The organism is Halobacillus sp. A5, from assembly GCF_024189315.1.
Classification (GTDB): Bacteria; Bacillota; Bacilli; order Bacillales; family Halobacillaceae; genus Halobacillus_A.
On sequence record NZ_JAIZEO010000002.1, the window covers coordinates 163,249 to 180,374 of the forward strand.

Consider the following 17,126-nt stretch of genomic DNA (forward strand, 5'->3'; position numbering starts at 1 on the left):
GCGGTTCCGGCATTGTCACGATAACGGAAAGTCTGAGATTCTCAATCCGCATTTTCGGTATTTGATTGGTTCTTGTAACTGTTTTTGTGATTAGGATGCTTGATGTCAAAGAACATTTCTCGCTCTACTTTTATGATTGTTTCCTGTTTTTACAAAGTCACGAACCATTTGATCTAATTGAATGTCAAGGCTTTCTTGATACAAGTGGACATAGGTAGGGTTACTCCTCTACGATTGAATTCATTGTTAACTCCTAGGATCCCTTACCTCTAGTTTTGGCTCAAGACCTTACACAAACTGCCGTACTTTATCGACTTTAACTGGAAATCAAAACCTTGAATTTCTTAATAATTTATAACTTTAAAGAAAAGTACAAGGGCCCTACTTGCCGCCTAAGAGAAATAGCCACCAGCTGTCAGGAATTAAAAATATGATCCGCTGATTTGGTGTTCAGACTCTCACTTTTAACCTAACTGGAAATAGTTTATAATTTAATTATCAGAGAAGAGTGATTTTTAAATCTATAAAACGCTATCATAGGGATTACTCACAGAAAAGGTGTACTTAAGTGAACGTCTGCATCTTTTCACCAAATTTTTGGATATAAGGATGGTTATCATGAGCAACAGAGAAGCAAATACAGATGTGATTTTAATTGGTGCAGGAATTATGAGTGCTACATTGGGGTCACTGCTGAAGGAATTAGTACCGGACTGGAATGTGAAGGTGTTCGAACGGCTGGGAAGTGCAGGAGAGGAAAGCTCAAACGTATGGAATAATGCAGGCACAGGGCACGCCGCACTGTGTGAGCTGAACTACACTCAGGAGCATCCGGACGGCTCGATCGATATTACGAAAGCGATTAAAGTGAATGAACAGTTCCAGGTCTCTAAACAGTTCTGGTCGTACCTTGTGAACAGTCATATGATCCGCAATCCGCAGGAGTTCATCCTGTCGCTGCCTCATATGAGTTTTGTCCAGGGAGAGAAAAATGTGTCGTTTTTACGAAAGCGTTTCGAAACGATGTCCAACAACCCGCTGTTTGAGGGCATGGAATTCACTGACGATACGGAAAAGCTTAAAGAATGGATTCCGCTTATGATGGAGAACCGAACCGTGAGCGAACCGATCGCTGCGACTAAAATTGATTCGGGTACGGACGTGAACTTCGGAGATCTGACGCGTAAGCTGTTTGACCACTTAGAGCGCAGTAACGGTCTTGAGGTTAACTACAAGCGCAGCGTGGAGGATATCACGCGTACAAGCGACGGCTTGTGGGAAGTGAAGATTCACGATTACGAGAATGAGAAGATCGAATACCACACGGCGAACTTCGTCTTTATCGGAGGCGGGGGCGGAAGTCTGCACCTGCTTCAGAAGACGGGCATTCCTGAGTCGAAGAAAATCGGCGGCTTCCCGGTCAGCGGCCAGTTCATGGTCTGCAACAATTCAGAAGTGGCTGAGCAGCACTATGCGAAGGTCTACGGAAAAGCAAAGGTAGGGGCTCCCCCTATGTCTGTGCCGCACTTAGATACCCGCTTAATCGACAATAAGACGTCGCTGTTATTCGGTCCATTCGCCGGATTCTCACCTAAGTTCTTAAAAACGGGATCGCTGTCCGATTTGTTAACGTCGGTGAAAAAGGATAATCTCGTGACGATGGTAGCGGCCGGTGTGAAAAACGTATCGTTGACCAAATACTTGATTGAACAAGTGATCCAGTCGAAAGAGCAGCGTATGGAAGAGCTGCGTGAATTTATCCCGAATGCGAAAAGCGAGGATTGGGATTTAGTCACAGCCGGCCAGCGTGTGCAGGTCATTAAAGACACGAAAGCCGGCAAAGGAACCCTTCAATTTGGAACCGAAGTGGTAAGTTCCTCTGACGGCTCGATTGCCGCCCTACTCGGGGCGTCTCCAGGGGCCTCTACGGCCGTTTCCGTCATGCTTGAAGTACTAGAACGCTGCTTCCCGCACCATATCAAAGAGTGGGAGCCGAAGATAAAGGAAATGATTCCTTCTTATGGTGAATCCTTATCGGAAAATCCGGAGCTGATCCGTGAAGTGCATAAAACGACGGATCGGACGCTGAAGCTGGAAACTGAGAAGCTTGCAGAATCGATATAATTGATAAGGAAGTCTCATCTGCTTATACGGCAGGCGAGGCTTCCTTTTTTATTTAACTTTGGACCTTATGAGAAATCACCAGCAACCCGTCGTTCTCTAACCACTCGGCTAACAGCACATTCTCCACCTTTCTCATTCCATTGGCTTTCAATTGACCGTTCAGCCACGCCCTGTCCTGATTGATCTCTGCTAGATTTTCTTCAATCACCTCTCCGTCTTTAATCAATGTGACGGGAAGATACACAGGTTGAGGGGGCATGTTGAAGTCTTCTAAGGTTGTTTTTTGATATTGCGATTTCTTTAAGATGCTGATGGCTCCATTCGATTCTATAAAAGCAAAGGCCACTTCTCGAACGGAGAAAATTTCGCTTTGGCGCAGTAAGCTCTGCAGCTGATTAATGTTCATACGCGCCTTCTTTAACTGTTCAAAGTCAATTTGCCCGTTTCGAATCACCATCGTCGGCTGCCCTTCAAAAAAGTGTCTGAATAATAATGACTTTTGGGCGAAGTATTCAAAGATAAACAGCAGGCTTCCCCAGATCACAATCGTATAAACAATATAGATGACAGGCACAGCGTCATCGTACACGGCATTCCCTAATAACTCACTTAATACGATAGCTGAAATGAAGTGAAAGGGCGTGATTTGATCGATCAGTTTCTTGCCTAATACACGAATCAGGAAAAAGAGCAGAAGGAAGCCTATGACGAGCTTAATCGTTAATTCCAGCATATCCATTGCCTGTTCCTCCCCGTAAATCTAGTACTCTATTATCTTTTCCAGGATGTCCTTCCTGCATACTCTTTCTGCAGAAACTTATTTAGATAAGGAGGAGGAGATACAGTTATGGATTCACGACTTGCATATAGTGATCATCCAGAAATAACGATCCAGCGCATAAGGCCTTTGGGAAGGTTGCTAAAAAAAATTTAAAAAACTTTTCAAATGAACGACACCACCCCCTGCACTCATTTCGATTATAGAAGTGCAGGGGTTTTTTGTGCCCTGAATAAAAGGAGGCAAAAAGAAAATGAATTATTTAAAAGAGTTAAACGCGTTTAATGATCAAGTGGATATGGATTCACTGTCGCCATCTGCCATCACCCTTTGGTTTACGTTGATGCAGCTTAACAACAAGACGGGCTGGAAGAAAGAATTTACGCTCCCGGCTTCGGTCGTTCTAGGGAAGTCGAATTTGCCGGAGACGTCTTTTAAACGTGCCCGCAAGGAATTGAAGGAGAAGGGATACATCATGTATACGTCTCTTGGCCGGAATCAGGCGCCGGTTTACGAGATGATTTCAAGAGTGATTGAACCTCATGTGAACGAGGAAGCGGCCCCCCATGCGGACGTACCGACGGACCATTCCATGGACGAACCAGCGGTCCCATTATTTAAAAGAAATGAAATGAAAAGAAAAGAGACAGATGAAGAAGGCGCGAGCCCTTCCAACCCTCATGAATTCTACCAGTGCAATATCGGCATTTTGAGTCCTTTCATTGCGGAGCGGATTACGCATTGGTGTGAGGAGCTGTCGGATGAACTTGTGATCGAAGCACTGCAGCGGGCATTGCAGCACAATAAGCGTTTTTTCCAGTACTCTGAAGCAATCTTAAACCGCTGGCAGTCGCTTGGGGTGAAATCGCTGCAGGAGGCGCGTTCGGAGAAGGTGGAGAGCCGGTCGAGAGTGAGACAGAAGGCGGACCAGGGGCAGTCGAAGGAAGAGTTTGACGATATTTTTGAAGAGCTGCGAAGGGAGCGTAATGTATGAATTATGATCAAGCCGTTGAAGTGCTGCAGACGATCCGTGAGTTGTATCCGGGCCGGTTTGAGGTGACGAAGACGAAGGCCGCGGTTCTAATTCCGCAGCTTGAGAAAATGGAGTATGAACCGGTGAAGAAGAAGCTGTCTGAGTATGCAGGACAGTATCCGTTTCCGCCGACGCTCGCTGATATTGCGGTGTACCCGCCGGTGGAGAACCCCTATTTAGAGAAAATGAAGAAATGGGATCAGGAGGCAGAAGAGGTCAGCGACGAAACGAAGCGGCTTGTTCAGGAGAAATTAGAAGAATTGATAAGGAAGGTGTCCAAATGATTAAGAATCTGGAAGCTGAACAGTCGGTGATCGGCACCATTTTGCTTGAGGGGTCGCTTATGAAGGATGTCACGCTCCTGCCTGAGCACTTTGCGGAGAAGAGGCACGCCCTCATTCTTACCGCGATGAAGAAGATTCATGAGGCAGATGAGCCGATTAACCTGGTGACCGTTACTACCGAATTAAAGGATCAAGTAAAAGCCGTCGGAGGGGTCAGCTATTTAAGTGACCTGGCCGGCTCCATTCCCACAACCTCTACCCTCAAACACCACCAGCGCCTCGTTCTCGATGCGTACCGCCACCGCAAAACGAAGGAAGCAGCCATCCACTATGCGAAAAGTCCCAGTGATCAGGCATTTGATGCGTTAGTCCAGCATGTGGAAACCTTCAGCAGTATGGGAGTGGTAACCGAGGAGCCGACGAAGTATGAGTCTCTTGTCGAAATCGCTCGTGATGTTGCTTTCCCGCCTGAAGATGGAATGACTGGGTTTGCCACAGGGTATGCCGAGCTCGATCACATGACCGGAGGCACCCAGCGCGGCGATTTGATCATCCTCGCCGGAAGGCCGTCGATGGGCAAAACGGCTTTTGCCTTAAACCTGGCGGCTCACCATTGTAAGAAGGGAGGGAGTGTCCAATTGTTCAGCCTTGAAATGGGAACCAAACCACTCCTTCAGCGCTTTATCTCTGCTGAAGCCACGGTGGATGGTCAGAAATGGCGCTCGTTTAAATTTTCCGATGCGGACTGCCGTCAGGTGATGGACGCGATTGGGGAAATCGCCCGCTGGCCGCTTGAAATTCATCAAACCGAACGAACCATCGGCGACATCCGTTCTAAAGTGAGGGAGGTTGTGCAGAAGGATGAAAACGGGGACCACATGATTATTATCGATTATTTGCAGCTCATGAGCACTGCAGGACGTTACGAACGCCGTGACCTTGAAATCGGTGCGATGACCCGGGAGCTGAAGCTGCTGGCGGTTGAACATAATGTGCCGATCATCCTGTTGTCTCAGCTCTCCCGCGGTGTCGAGCAGCGGAAAGACAGACGACCGCTCATGTCGGACCTGCGTGAATCCGGGAATATCGAGCAGGATGCGGATGTGATTGGCTTTCTGTATCGCGATGATTATTACGACTGGCATAAGGATGAGGGAGAGGTGGAGCTGATTCTGAGCAAACAGCGAAACGGCCCTGTCGGGAATGTGAGGATGAAGTTCAGGAAGGAATTCGGGCAGTTTGTGGAAATGTAGTTTCATAGTTTTCACAGTGTATAATGTTGGTTTACTAACGGAAAAAGCGTGAATCCAGATACCGCCATCTGATTTCACGCTTTTTGTTAAATTCGCCGAGGATTCTATTAATTTATGGATTCACGACTTGCATATAGTGATCATCTTTCTTCACGGGAAACCCCTGGGCTTCTAACTGCCTCCAGAAATAACGATCCAGCGCATAAGGCCCTTTCTGTTTTAATTCTTAAATGCGCCGTTCGGGAAGAGTCACCTCATAGGAAGTTCCGCTCCCTTCGATGATAAACCGATCCTGCTCAACGCTGAACTCGTAGTCTTCCTCATACTCTTCCAGTACTCTTTCAATCGTCTTTATAAAATGACGGGTAAGCCGCTCCGTCGTTCCCTGCTTGGCTATGTAGCCTCTTGCCGTTCCGTTTGCGTTCATTACTCTCTCTCCTTTCGTTCAATATACATGTAAAGAGGGAGAGACAAAAAAATCCCCGCTTTCAATGAATGAAAGCGGGGATTGCCCGACTATTGCATTCATTAGTCCAAAGCGTTTCGCTAGGGCTGGTTGGGGCACCTTGCATGAAGCAGGTTGCCGTGGAGTCACTGAGCCAGTTCTCTCGTCCACTCTTTATAAATTGTATATTGTCCTTTTATTTTATTTGGAATGCTTTTGTATGTCAAACCTGATAATCTTTTTTTACAGTATGTTCTAGAAAGTTTTTATATTTTACAAACGTATTTGTAAATTTATCAATACGTTCGGCGAGAGGTTGGTCGTCTGTATACTCAATTTCAACTGCTAGTCTGAGTAAACTCTTATTTCTAACGCCTGGACGAAAATCGACTTTGGCATTGAACTGTTCGGCTAGTCCAGATTTATAACCTTCCCCGATCTGTTGGATCATTTGCACGGTTTCTTCATCAGTTGATTCAACGAACATAGAGGCTTTATTCTCCTTTTTCTTATAAGCGAAAACGAATGCCCATGGATAATCAAGAAATTTATGCCCTTTAAAGTAATCGCGTTTCCCACCGTAACTGGCTACGTAATCAGTTTTTGAATTGATGAAGTCTGAAACAGCCTGTAAAAACTCTACGACGTCTTCGTCGGTTGTTCGCTGTCGGTCTTTCTTTACTTCTTTTTTACTTATATAATAATCTTCTAACTTAAACGGAGGAAGGATTTGATTGGTATCGATAATAATCTGTTCACTACTTAATTTATAAGGTTTAATGCTGATACACTTCACATCAATGCCGTTTTCATGAAGCCACGTGCACACGGATAGAATTCTTTTATCAATTTCCTTTCCAACTATTATAATTCGCTGGCTAGTATTTAAATACGTGTGAAGCTGTTGTTCATCTTCTAATTCGAGAAATTCAACTAACTTCTCCTCTGCCTTTACTTCAATTCCTACAGATGTTATGTAGTCTGAATAAATCTCAATCAAATCAGAAGGACTTAACCTCGCAGAATAAGAAGCATATTTTAACGCTTGAAAGTCTACCTGACTCCCAGTAATGTCTCTCTTTAACTCAATTACTGTTACGTTGCCTTCTTTATCTAGAGCAAGAAGGTCAATCCGTTCATTGATCTCAAATTTATCGTATTCGCAGCCTATGATTAATAGATCCTCTCCTAACACTTCCGGACTTTTACGAATCCATTCTTGAATATGATCGCGCTCTTTAAGATCGTTCTCAAAAAATGTTGTCTCTTCTATTTTTTCTAATTGATTCGTTTCCGCATTTAACTGATACATGCAACCGTTCCTTTCTAATAGACTCAAATCCTATTATACTATAATCAAACACTATTAAAATTCCTGAGGAGGATCTTCATGTTCCACCAACTAACCCTTACACGTACCGGCTGTTTTGGTGACTGTCCTGTGTATCATGTAGAAGTCAGGAGCGACGGCATGGTGAAATGGCATGGTGAATTCTTTGTCGCCCAAATTGGGGAGTGCGAGTGGAAGCTGGATGATGATCAAATGAAGAGGCTGCTGGCTTTGATGGACGGGTTTGATTTTTTTAACTATGAATATGAGGCCAATGGCTTTCCAGCTACGGATTTGCCGAGCTGTATCACCTCGATTACGTATGAGGATGGCGCGGTGAAGGAAGTTGATCATTATTTAGGGGATTCGTTGAATGAAGAGGAGCGTTTGATGACGCTTGAGGAGTTTGAAGAGGAGATTGACCGTATCGTCGGGACGCATGCCTATATTTAAAAGGAAAGTCCAGCTCTCGGCATGAGAGCTGGACTTTTTCTTATACGAAAATATACCAGAGCACGGCCGTAACCGACATCGCCACGATTCCCTGCAGGAGCGTGCCCATCGTCTGGGCTTTATAGGCCTGGGTAATCGACATGCCGCTGAACTCCTTAACGACCCAGAAGTAGCTGTCGTTGACGTGGGAGACGACCATCGCGCCGGCGCCGACGGACATGACGACGAGTGCGAGCGGCACGGCGCCTTCAATGCCGACCTGCGGCAGGAGCGGGGCCACGAGTGTTGATGTGATCACGATCGCGGCAGTGGATGACCCTTGCGCGCTTTTTAATGCAGCGGCGATGATAAACGGGATAAAGATAAACAGGGCTCCTGCGGCGGCATCATTTTGGGCGATGCCTTCAATGATGTCAGCAATGTTTGTCGAGCTGATCACGGAACCAAAGGCGCCGCCGGCTCCGGTGATGAGCAGAATCGGAGCGGCTTCTTTTAAGCTGATGCCGATCCAGTCGTTCATCGTTTCCTTATCGAACTTCGGAAGCAGGGCGAAGGCGCACAGCACCCCGACGAGCAGGGCCGTCACCGGCGAGCCGAGGAATAGGAAGAAGCTGAATACGCCGCCGGACCATTCGGCAAACGTGATGATGGAGTTAAAGCTGATCAGCACGATCGGTACGAGAATCGGCGCAAACGATTTAAATGCGGACGGCATTTTGCCAAACGATTGGACAACTTCCTCATACGAGTAAGCAGAGTCGTCGTCTCTCTCTTCTACGTGGATCTTCGGGCCGGCTTTCATCGCCCAGATGTACCCTGTAATAATCGTTGGCACAGCGACAATTAATCCGAACAGGATGATGGTGCCTAAGTAGTTCTCCGCCCCGATGTTACCTGCGGCGGATATCGGCCCCGGCGTCGGCGGCACGAGCGTGTGCGTCGCGAACAGGCCGGTGGATAACGCGATCGCCATTGAGGCTACGGTCACCTTCGTCTTATTCGCAAGCGCTTTCTTTAAGGATGATAAAATAACATAGCCGGAATCACAGAAAACGGGGATACTGACGATACTGCCGATCGCGCTCATCGCCAGCTGCGGGCGTTTTTCTCCGACAATCCTGAGGACGACTTCCGCCATTCTCAGGGCAGCGCCGGATTTCTCTAAAATGACGCCGATGATCGTCCCGAATACGATGACGAGCCCGATGCTGCCCATTAAGCCGCCAAAGCCGTCATTGACGGTCGTTGCAACGTCTTCTAACGGCATCCCGCTCAGGATTCCGATCGCAAAGGCCGCGATCAGCAGGGAAAGAAACGGGTGCAGGTTAAACTTCGCGGTGGCAAAAATAACGAATAATACGCCGGCAATAATAACTAAAATAAGTCCAATTCCACTCATGGATAGTGCCTCCTTTATTTGATGATCAGACGGGCAATCTGCCGCGCTGTTTGATAAAGATTATGCTCGGCCTTCTCGATGCATTCATGCAGCGAAGCCGGCCGCTGGACGATCGAGAAGCAACTGGTAAACAGCTCGTTCAGCTGGTCTAGATCCTCCCCGAGACTGCCGGATATCAGCAGGGCAGGTTTTCCGTGCTTGCGGGCGAGTTCCGCTACGTAGCCAGGGGCTTTGCCGTAGACGGTCTGTTCATCGCTCTGGCCTTCGCCTGTAACCACAAGGTCGGCCTGTTGAATCGCATCCTCTAAATCTACGGCCTCAGCGACGAGTCTGGCTCCTGACTGCAGCTGCGCGCCCATGGCGAGAAAAGCGAATCCTAAACCGCCGGCCGCTCCGGCTCCCGGAACGTCAGCTAATTCCTTATTCAATTCTTTTTCAACCAATTGACCGTAGGCTTCAAGCGCCTGATCGTAGTTAGAGACCTGCTGCTTTGTGGCACCTTTTTGCGGACCGTACACGCAGCTTGCCCCGCGCGGTCCCGTCAGCGGATTATCGACATCGCAGGCGATACGGATCGTGGCTTCCTGAAGGCGTTCGTCGAGGCCGGAGAAATCGACCTTTTTAACGGTAAAAAGATCCTTCCCGAACATGCCCGCTTCCTTCCCACCAGCCGTTAACGCCTTCATACCGAGCGCCTGTAGCATGCCGAGTCCGCCGTCATTGGTGGAGCTGCCGCCAATCGCGATGATGAAGTCGCGTCCGCCCCGGTCTAGCGCGTGTCGTATCGCTTCGCCGATGCCGTATGTCGTGGTCAGGTCAGGGTTTTGTTTCTCCTCGGGGACGAGAGGAAGCCCGGCAATATTTGCTCCCTCAATGACGGCGCGGTTGTCGCTGAGGCTGATGTACCAGCTCTCTGAAGGCTCTCCCAGCGGCCCGGTGCAGCTGAGTGAGACCTTTTCGTGCACGGCGGCCTGCGTCAGCGCCTCAAGCGTTCCTTCTCCGCCGTCGGCCATCGGTTTAATCACAGGCGTGACTTCAGGGTCCGCCGATTGAAAAGCCTTCGCCATCGTCGTAGAAACCTCGATCGAAGACAGACTTCCTTTAAATGAATCGGGTGCAAATACAACGTTCATCCTTCATCCCTCCAACAATTTCTCTTACTCTCATTTAATAGAAAATAAAGCCGTAAAACAATTGATGAAAGAAACAAAAATGAAACCGTTTACTTGTGCAAATGCACAAATTAATGACAGTCCCGCTTACAGCGATTCTTTTAACAATATAGTCTTTAAAATCATTGCATCCTTAAGCCGGCGGGGGTCGAGTCCTGTTTTTCTGCTAAGCTGATCGAGCCGGTAAATCAGGGTGTTCCTGTGAATGTGCAAGTCATTGGCGGTGACGTTCATTTTCAAGTTGTTGTTAAAGAAGCAGTGCAGCGTCTCGATATAAGAATCGTCCAGCTCGTTGAGCAGCCGGAGGTACTCCCCGGTGATTTCCTCGTAAACCGAACGGTCAATCTGGTTGATCAATCGTTCGATTTTTAACGAAGAGCTGTACACCACTTCACCATCGACGCCGGCCAGAGCAATCGCTTCGCTCGCCTGATGATAGGACTGACGCAGGCCAGCGAGTGAATAGCCGGGCTCTCCAACACCAATCATCACGCCGGCTTCCCTGTGGATTGGCAGCGGCTGCTGGTGATCAGGAAATGCAGCTACGACAGAATCCCCCTCGTACGGAAGCACAAACAGGGGGTTGTGATGCTCGCTGGACGCACGGATCCTGTCCGCCAGTTCATACGGTTGAGTTGTGCGATAGACAACCACCTGCCACTGTTTGTGAATCTCCACCTGGAGACTGTAGACAGCTTCGCGCTCCAGCTCCTGGGCATCGATTCCTGCCGGGTGCAGCAGCTTCTGCAGCCATTGGTTCCACTGCCGCTCTTGAAAAAAGGCTTCTTTTTGCAGGCGCATCTGATCGAGCGTGATTTCCACCGAGCCCTGCGTCATTCTGGCCGCCTGCATCACATCGTCCGGTTTGCCGGTCAATCCGACCACTCCCGCAAGCTCCCCGTGATGGAAGATCGGCAGGTTCACCCCGGGCTTTACGTTGGAAAAATCATCTGCATTTCCGTTCGTTATAATATTTGGCTGCTGTGATTCGATCACCGCTTTCGCTCCGCCGTGAAGCTGGTGAAGACGCGAGGGATCGGTGCTTGCCACAATTCGTCCGTGCGGATTCATCAGGTTGATCGGAACATCTATGTATTTGGATAAGCGGCGGATAATTTCCTGTCCTAATTTTTCCGTAAGGTCCATGGGGAAGCTCCTTTTTAGTTCTATCTTAACAGAAACGTAGTTGGGATGAGGAAGAACGCGGATCAGATGACCTTTAGGGGAGAGGGTGCTGTGGCGGAAGGGATAACAGAAGGAGTGGTGGATAGCGTGGAGGCATTATTTAAAAGAAAGGCTCTGTTAATCTTGTTGCCCTAAGGGGATATTTATTTTGAAACTGAGTCTTAAGGTAACAGGCATAATTGCTGAAGACTTGATTTCGAGATATTTTCCTAAAAAAACTACAACTCTACAACTCTACAACTCACCCTACAGTGGTCGATGATAGAATTGTTGATGAAGGTGATGTCATCACTGCAAGGGGTGTTATCCATTGATTTAGGACTTTATCTTTGTGAAAACTTAGCAGGCCTTGAGTCAAAAGAAACAAATCAAGAAATTTCGTTGGTTTATATGGAAATATATGTTTAAATTTCATTAGTTCATAATTTTGCCAACAAATAATTAGAGGAGGAGAAATATGAAGAAATTTTTGTTTTCTATAGGTTTTTTAGTTACTTTTTTAACTCTAAGCATTTTATCGAATCGGAGGAAGGGGCTGAATTTTCTACTGCTGTAAGATCGAAACAATGGTATCCTGTAAGTGAGACGTATGAAGGTCTTTCTTATGGAAATTGGATGTATGCTGGAGCTTCAACTAAGAGTGGTGGTGTCTTATCAGCTTCACACACAAATTCTGTTTCTAATACTTACTCTGGCTCACTACAGGCAACAAAGAGTGCAGTGACTTCGCTGGTGGGTTTTGACATTACATACGGCACGACAAAAGCAGTCAGTTATTCCACACATTCTTACAAGAGTGGAGAATATAGGTTGGAATACAGACATGTGTACAAAAAATATAAAGTTAAACAAGAGGAAAAATACGATTCACGAGGCAAAGTATATGATACCCAATATGTGTATCCGAAAAAGTGGGTAGAGCGTCAATATCGAGTAGTAAGTTTATAAATGGACCTTTACTAAAGGAGAAGCAAAAATTATGAACAAAACAAGAGTAGGTGTTTCCTTTTTGTTAATTGCTACCATACTTTATGCAACACGTTATATTTGTGCAGCAATAGGAGGTATTGGAGCAACAACATGGGGTTCCAAGGAGTTTGCTGAAGAACTATCACATGTTCCAGGCAATTTAATGGTACTAACAATAATTTCCTTAATTGCTGGGATTGGATTTATTGTGTGGGGGTTAATGCAAACCCCCAAAAATTAATTATTAAAGAGGTTGGGACAATCTTCACTATGAGCTAAAATGGGAGGGGCCCTACGGACAAGATCTTGTTCGTAGGGCCACTCCTTTATTTTTTGCTTAATTATGGGTTTAAAAAGCCTGAAGTACCTTGGTTTCAAGTCTTCTGAAAATGGGAGCGATAGCTGCATAGCGGCTATCGCTAACGGAGCAAGTTAGTGGAAGAAAGTCATGTAACTTTAATTGTTTAATTTATTATCAAAATATCAATATGGGGTGATATTGGTGAGTAAAACTAATGCTATCATATTCGCAAGTTTAATTTTAGCAACTATATTTGGAATACTTGGTCAAGGAATGGCTTACTTTTTGAATGATAATTTCGCTAAAATACCTCCGATATACTATTTATCTGTCTTAACGATAATAAGTGTAATCTTATATTTAAGTTCTTTTGTTTTGACATATCTTCAATATAAGAAACGAAGAATTGAAAAGGCTAAAATGGGGTTATTTTTTTCTGTATTTGGCGGAATTGGGTTGCTTACTTCTTGTTGGTCTTTATTTGTGTTAGCTATGTGGTGGGGTTAATATGAGAGTTGTTACTACACTAACAGGGGGGCGTCAGTTAAATTTAACTGAGGTATCTCGAAACCAAGTCTTCAGGTAAAGGGAGCATTATTGTAAAATGTCGACTTTATTTTTTAGTAATTACGAGGGGAGGGGGCAAGTAAGATGTACGTACTCCACCAGCATTATCATATAGGCTACTATGAAGAAGGACACGATCTTGAAGTAGTGGCTTATAAAAGGAAAAGGGAAGACATCTGGGACGTCTTTATAGAAGACTATGAACCAGGAGAATTTTTTAAGAGCGTATTAGAGAAGGAATTAGGGATTCATGTAAAAAATTATGGGCTGCTTATATTCTCTATCTGCGGTCAAAATCTTTCTGATGAAGAAGCGTTTCAGAAATTTGAAGACTGGCTTATAACAAATAAAGTAATAAGAGCTTCTCAATAGCGAGTTAGTTATTCAAACTACATACCTTAAGAAAAGAATTATCTCAAAATCAAGTCTTCACGTATCGGAGAGCGTTGCTTTAATAAGTTGGTCGGTTTAGTCTAAAGTTTGAAAATTAAATATGGGAGGGTTAATTATGTTCTTATTATCAACAATCGATGGTTTAAATGTGGGTGATGTAATTGTTCAATTGGTTTTCTTGCTTATTTTGGTTGCTGTAATCGTAGGGGTGTTTACATTCGTTGTGAAGGCTAGAAAGAGAAATAAACAATTAAGTCGAATGGAAAAAAAAATAGACAAGCTTTCCCAAGGAGAAAAAAAGTAACCTGAACTATATAAGCTATTAAGACTAAATTTTTATCTCAATATCAAATCTTATAGAAACTGGGGCAAAACTGAAAGATCTTATATTTAAGAGGTGATTCTAATGATTAAGTTAAAGTTTTTTGAACGTGTAGATTTTCAACAGCTTATTAATTGGATTGAAACCCCTGAGTTTTTACTACAGTGGGGAGGTCCAAATTTCAGATTCCCGTTAGATGCAGCACAACTTGAGAGTTATCTTAAGGGTGCGAATGAAAAGAACTCTAAGGTTTTAATTTACAGTGTGGTTGAAAAAGAAACAGATAACATAATTGGACATATTTCGCTGGGTAAGATTGACCGAACAAATGAGTCAGCAAGAGTAGGGAAAGTATTAGTTGGCGATAAAAATGTAAGAGGAAAAGGTATTGGCCAACAAATGATGACAGAAATACTTAAAATAGCATTTGACGAACTAGGTTTACATAGAGTAAGTCTTGGTGTGTTTGATTTCAACTCTTCTGCAATTGGATGTTATGTAAAAGCAGGGTTTAAAAAAGAGGGTTTACTAAGGGATTCAAGAAAAATAGGGAACGCATATTGGAGTTTATGGGAAATGAGTGTCTTAGATAATGAATGGGAACATATGAAAAAAGCAAAGTAGCTAATATTAATTCCAATATATTTTGAGCCATCGCTTTTTCATTAACTATGCAGTTAAGAGTTAGAAGGGGAGAGAGAAAAATGAATGTAAAATTAGATCATATGAATTCAGAGGAATTCCAAGAATATTTAAGTTTTGCAATTAAACATTTTGCAGAGGAACATATCAAGTCTGGTAATTGGAAGCCGGAAGAGGCAATTAGCAAGGCAGCAGAAGAATATGAAAGGTTGCTCCCAGAAGGACAAGATACGGAAAACAACCACTTATTTACAATTCGCGATGGAAGTAAAGAAGTTGGCATGATTTGGCTCTCTCAAATATCAAATGAAAAAGGGTTTATTTATAGTATTAATATTTGGAAAGGAAACCAGGGTAAAGGTTATGGAAAAAAAGCTATGCAAGAAATTGAAGTTTTAGCCAATGATTTAGGATTGAAAAGTATAGGTCTCCACGTCTTTGCTCACAACAACATAGCACGAGACTTATATGGAAAGTTAGGGTATATAGAAAAAAATATTAAAATGGAAAAAACTTTATAAGTCGTAAAGCTATTTAACTTGGAACCGGGGGAAGACTTTCATAAATTTGCTCTTCTGAATGAGCATCTGTAGAAATAGTGATCAATATTATCTCGATGCTGAGCCTTCCAGTAATGGGGAGCTATAGTTGCACAGTGGCTATCGTTTCTTGTACTAACCGAGTAGTGGAGTTGATTAAGGGAATTGAAAATAGAGGGTGAATTATGAAAAGAATATTAGTCCTTTCTGTCCTTTCTCTTTTTTTTATAGCAGGCTGTAATAGTGAAGATCAAGATTATACAGGTGATCCAACAATCGAAGGTTATTTAGTTAAGGTTGAAGATAAGGAGATATTAGTAGTTAATGGAATTACAAAGGAACAAGCTATTAATATGAGTTTGAATGAACTTTCTGATGTAGATGGTAAGCAGTATGACGCTCACATATTTCATATCGATTTTAATATTAGTGGTTTCTTTAAGGGAGGAGCAAATGAATCTTATCCCGCCCAGTCCGAATTAGGTAAGATAGTTAGAGGATTATTTAACTTACTTCAAAGAAAACTGCGTACCGTTCCCTAAACTCTTAGCAACGCTGGAGAAATTGAAACAAGATAACTTTCTTATTGGGATGATAACTAATGGGAAAGGTCAGTTTCAAATGGATAACGTGAAGGCTTTGGATATTGACAGCTACATAGATTCTATTCTTATATCAGATTGGGAAGGAGTTAAAAAGCCTGATCCAATCATTTTTAAAAGAGCATCGGAAAGGCTTAAGGTGTATCCGAAAGAGTGTGTGTTTATAGGGGATCATCCAGAGAAAGATGTGAAGGCAGCACAGGATGTTGGAATGATAGGTATTTGGAAAAGGGATCATCAATGGAATGAAGTAGAAGCGGCCTATGTTATGGATGAATTAGATGAAATACCAAAAATAATAAAACAGTTAAATTCTGTTTCTTGTTAAATTATCTTGACATTGAGTTTTCAAGTATTGGGGACAAATCTTCAATACCTGGTTCCCTTTTCAAAATTGCGGATGAAAGTATTGAACTAAGGGAGGTAGTTGAGTAAGATCAGGGGCAGAAATTATAGCTGTATTAATATAAATAATTAAAATCTGACTATGGGTAAAGGAAGAAAAAAATGAAGAATCAATTTTCGATCGGAGAAATGGCAAAGCTTCATAATACGACTATCAAGACTTTAAGATATTATGATGAAATTGGTTTATTGAAGCCTATTCAAATTGATAAAAATAACGGATATAGATACTATTCAACCGAACAATTTGAACAGTTAAACACTATTCATTATTTAAAGGGATTAGGTTTTTCTTTAAAGGAGATCGGGGAGCACTTAGTACAAAGGGACATTGAAAGCTTTTTAGATTTATTAGAAAAACAAAAAGAATTATCAGAAAATAAAATCAAAGAATTAGAACGTGTTAACCGTAAATTTCAAAACCGAATTAACGACATAAAACATGCTCGAAGAATAGCGGAATTAGGAGTTGCATCGGTAGAGCATTTTAAAGAAAGAAAAATAGTAAGATTAATGGGAAAAATAAGTTCAGAACCAGAGCTGGAGGTTTCCCTAAGACAATTAGAAAATATGTCTAATATGAAAGCTTCCGTTTTTATAGGAGGAGTTGGGCTTACTGTAAGTTTGAATAGTATAAAGGAATCTAAGTTCGATGAATATAATTCCATATTTATTTTAGCCGAGGAAGAAGATATTACAAGTCCTTTAGTGACAAATCTACGGGAAGGAACATATGCCTGCATTTATTATAAGGGGAGTCATAATGATTCACTACAATATTACATGATACTACTAAACTTCATCCAAGAAAATGGTCTTCAAATGATTGGCGATGCCATTGAAAGGACAATCATTAACCAGTACGTTTCAAAAAGAAAGGAAGACTACCTGACCGAAATACAAATACCAGTAAAGTATTGACCCTCCCCT

At 43.6% G+C, this 17,126-nt stretch carries 20 protein-coding genes and 1 riboswitch; of the genes, 14 read left to right on the forward strand and 6 right to left on the reverse strand.

Annotated elements, in window-relative coordinates; translation table 11 throughout:
- Positions 1 to 618: 618 nt before the first annotated feature.
- Positions 619 to 2,124, forward strand: a complete 1,506-nt coding sequence (locus LF822_RS08825; protein WP_253923668.1) for a malate:quinone oxidoreductase — start codon at positions 619 to 621, stop codon at positions 2,122 to 2,124.
- Positions 2,125 to 2,176: 52 nt separating this feature from the next.
- Here the strand turns inward: LF822_RS08825 and LF822_RS08830 are convergent, their stop codons facing one another.
- Positions 2,177 to 2,863: a DUF421 domain-containing protein gene (locus tag LF822_RS08830; RefSeq protein WP_253923669.1), complete on the reverse strand. Its 687-nt coding sequence runs from the start codon at positions 2,861 to 2,863 to the stop codon at positions 2,177 to 2,179.
- Between the two features lie 292 nt (positions 2,864 to 3,155).
- Here LF822_RS08830 and LF822_RS08835 point away from each other — a divergent pair, with 292 nt between their 5' ends.
- The 3 genes from LF822_RS08835 to dnaB are packed head-to-tail and all read left to right on the forward strand — an operon-like array spanning position 3,156 to position 5,472.
- Positions 3,156 to 3,896: a DnaD domain-containing protein gene (locus LF822_RS08835; RefSeq protein WP_253923670.1), complete on the forward strand. Its 741-nt coding sequence runs from the start codon at positions 3,156 to 3,158 to the stop codon at positions 3,894 to 3,896.
- Complete coding sequence (locus LF822_RS08840; protein ID WP_253923671.1) at positions 3,893 to 4,219, forward strand: hypothetical protein; 327 nt, start codon at positions 3,893 to 3,895, stop codon at positions 4,217 to 4,219. Before LF822_RS08835 ends, LF822_RS08840 begins: the two co-directional genes overlap by 4 nt.
- Positions 4,129 to 5,472, forward strand: a complete 1,344-nt coding sequence (gene dnaB, locus LF822_RS08845; RefSeq protein ID WP_253923672.1) for a replicative DNA helicase — start codon at positions 4,129 to 4,131, stop codon at positions 5,470 to 5,472. The genes LF822_RS08840 and dnaB overlap by 91 nt, the downstream gene beginning before the upstream one ends.
- Before the next feature lie 226 nt (positions 5,473 to 5,698).
- Here dnaB and LF822_RS08850 read toward each other — a convergent pair whose 3' ends face one another.
- Both LF822_RS08850 and LF822_RS08855 read right to left on the reverse strand, forming a co-directional pair.
- On the reverse strand, positions 5,699 to 5,899 hold the full coding sequence (locus LF822_RS08850) for a hypothetical protein (protein ID WP_253923673.1): 201 nt from the start codon (positions 5,897 to 5,899) through the stop codon (positions 5,699 to 5,701).
- 95 nt (positions 5,900 to 5,994) lie between these two features.
- Positions 5,995 to 6,100, reverse strand: a riboswitch (SAM riboswitch).
- 40 nt (positions 6,101 to 6,140) lie between these two features.
- Positions 6,141 to 7,229, reverse strand: a complete 1,089-nt coding sequence (locus LF822_RS08855; protein ID WP_253923674.1) for a PDDEXK family nuclease — start codon at positions 7,227 to 7,229, stop codon at positions 6,141 to 6,143.
- A 78-nt stretch (positions 7,230 to 7,307) separates the two neighbouring features.
- On the opposite strand from LF822_RS08855, the gene LF822_RS08860 reads away from it, so the two are divergent.
- Positions 7,308 to 7,700, forward strand: coding sequence for a DUF6438 domain-containing protein (locus LF822_RS08860; protein ID WP_253923675.1), 393 nt, complete (start codon positions 7,308 to 7,310; stop codon positions 7,698 to 7,700).
- Positions 7,701 to 7,740: 40 nt separating this feature from the next.
- Here the strand turns inward: LF822_RS08860 and LF822_RS08865 are convergent, their stop codons facing one another.
- From LF822_RS08865 to LF822_RS08875, 3 genes are all read right to left on the reverse strand, one after another.
- Positions 7,741 to 9,099 carry a GntP family permease gene (locus tag LF822_RS08865; protein WP_253923676.1) on the reverse strand — a complete coding sequence of 453 codons (1,359 nt, stop codon included), beginning with the start codon at positions 9,097 to 9,099 and terminating at the stop codon, positions 7,741 to 7,743.
- Positions 9,100 to 9,113: 14 nt separating this feature from the next.
- The gene (locus LF822_RS08870; RefSeq protein WP_253923677.1) at positions 9,114 to 10,232 is read right to left on the reverse strand and encodes a glycerate kinase; all 1,119 of its coding nucleotides are present in this window, start codon (positions 10,230 to 10,232) and stop codon (positions 9,114 to 9,116) included.
- 126 nt (positions 10,233 to 10,358) lie between these two features.
- Complete coding sequence (locus tag LF822_RS08875) at positions 10,359 to 11,417, reverse strand: CdaR family transcriptional regulator (protein ID WP_253923678.1); 1,059 nt, start codon at positions 11,415 to 11,417, stop codon at positions 10,359 to 10,361.
- Positions 11,418 to 12,435: 1,018 nt separating this feature from the next.
- Between LF822_RS08875 and LF822_RS08880 the strand changes: the two genes are divergently transcribed.
- The 9 genes from LF822_RS08880 (at position 12,436) to LF822_RS08920 (ending at position 17,117) form a co-directional block, all read left to right on the forward strand.
- Entirely contained in the window at positions 12,436 to 12,666 is a 231-nt protein-coding gene (locus LF822_RS08880) for a hypothetical protein (RefSeq protein WP_253923679.1), read from the forward strand.
- A 261-nt stretch (positions 12,667 to 12,927) separates the two neighbouring features.
- On the forward strand, positions 12,928 to 13,233 hold the full coding sequence (locus LF822_RS08885; RefSeq protein ID WP_253923680.1) for a hypothetical protein: 306 nt from the start codon (positions 12,928 to 12,930) through the stop codon (positions 13,231 to 13,233).
- 144 nt (positions 13,234 to 13,377) lie between these two features.
- Positions 13,378 to 13,665, forward strand: coding sequence for a DUF3986 family protein (locus tag LF822_RS08890; protein ID WP_253923681.1), 288 nt, complete (start codon positions 13,378 to 13,380; stop codon positions 13,663 to 13,665).
- Between the two features lie 136 nt (positions 13,666 to 13,801).
- Complete coding sequence (locus LF822_RS08895; RefSeq protein WP_253923682.1) at positions 13,802 to 13,990, forward strand: hypothetical protein; 189 nt, start codon at positions 13,802 to 13,804, stop codon at positions 13,988 to 13,990.
- Between the two features lie 102 nt (positions 13,991 to 14,092).
- A complete protein-coding gene (locus LF822_RS08900) occupies positions 14,093 to 14,632 on the forward strand; it encodes a GNAT family N-acetyltransferase (protein ID WP_253923683.1) in 540 nt (179 codons plus the stop codon).
- Positions 14,633 to 14,712: 80 nt separating this feature from the next.
- Positions 14,713 to 15,171, forward strand: a complete 459-nt coding sequence (locus LF822_RS08905; RefSeq protein ID WP_253923684.1) for a GNAT family N-acetyltransferase — start codon at positions 14,713 to 14,715, stop codon at positions 15,169 to 15,171.
- Between the two features lie 203 nt (positions 15,172 to 15,374).
- On the forward strand, positions 15,375 to 15,731 hold the full coding sequence (locus LF822_RS08910; protein ID WP_253923685.1) for a DUF3221 domain-containing protein: 357 nt from the start codon (positions 15,375 to 15,377) through the stop codon (positions 15,729 to 15,731).
- 13 nt (positions 15,732 to 15,744) lie between these two features.
- On the forward strand, positions 15,745 to 16,119 hold the full coding sequence (locus LF822_RS08915; RefSeq protein ID WP_371925895.1) for an HAD family hydrolase: 375 nt from the start codon (positions 15,745 to 15,747) through the stop codon (positions 16,117 to 16,119).
- 179 nt (positions 16,120 to 16,298) lie between these two features.
- Positions 16,299 to 17,117: a MerR family transcriptional regulator gene (locus LF822_RS08920; RefSeq protein WP_253923687.1), complete on the forward strand. Its 819-nt coding sequence runs from the start codon at positions 16,299 to 16,301 to the stop codon at positions 17,115 to 17,117.
- The last annotated feature ends 9 nt before the right edge of the window (positions 17,118 to 17,126 follow it).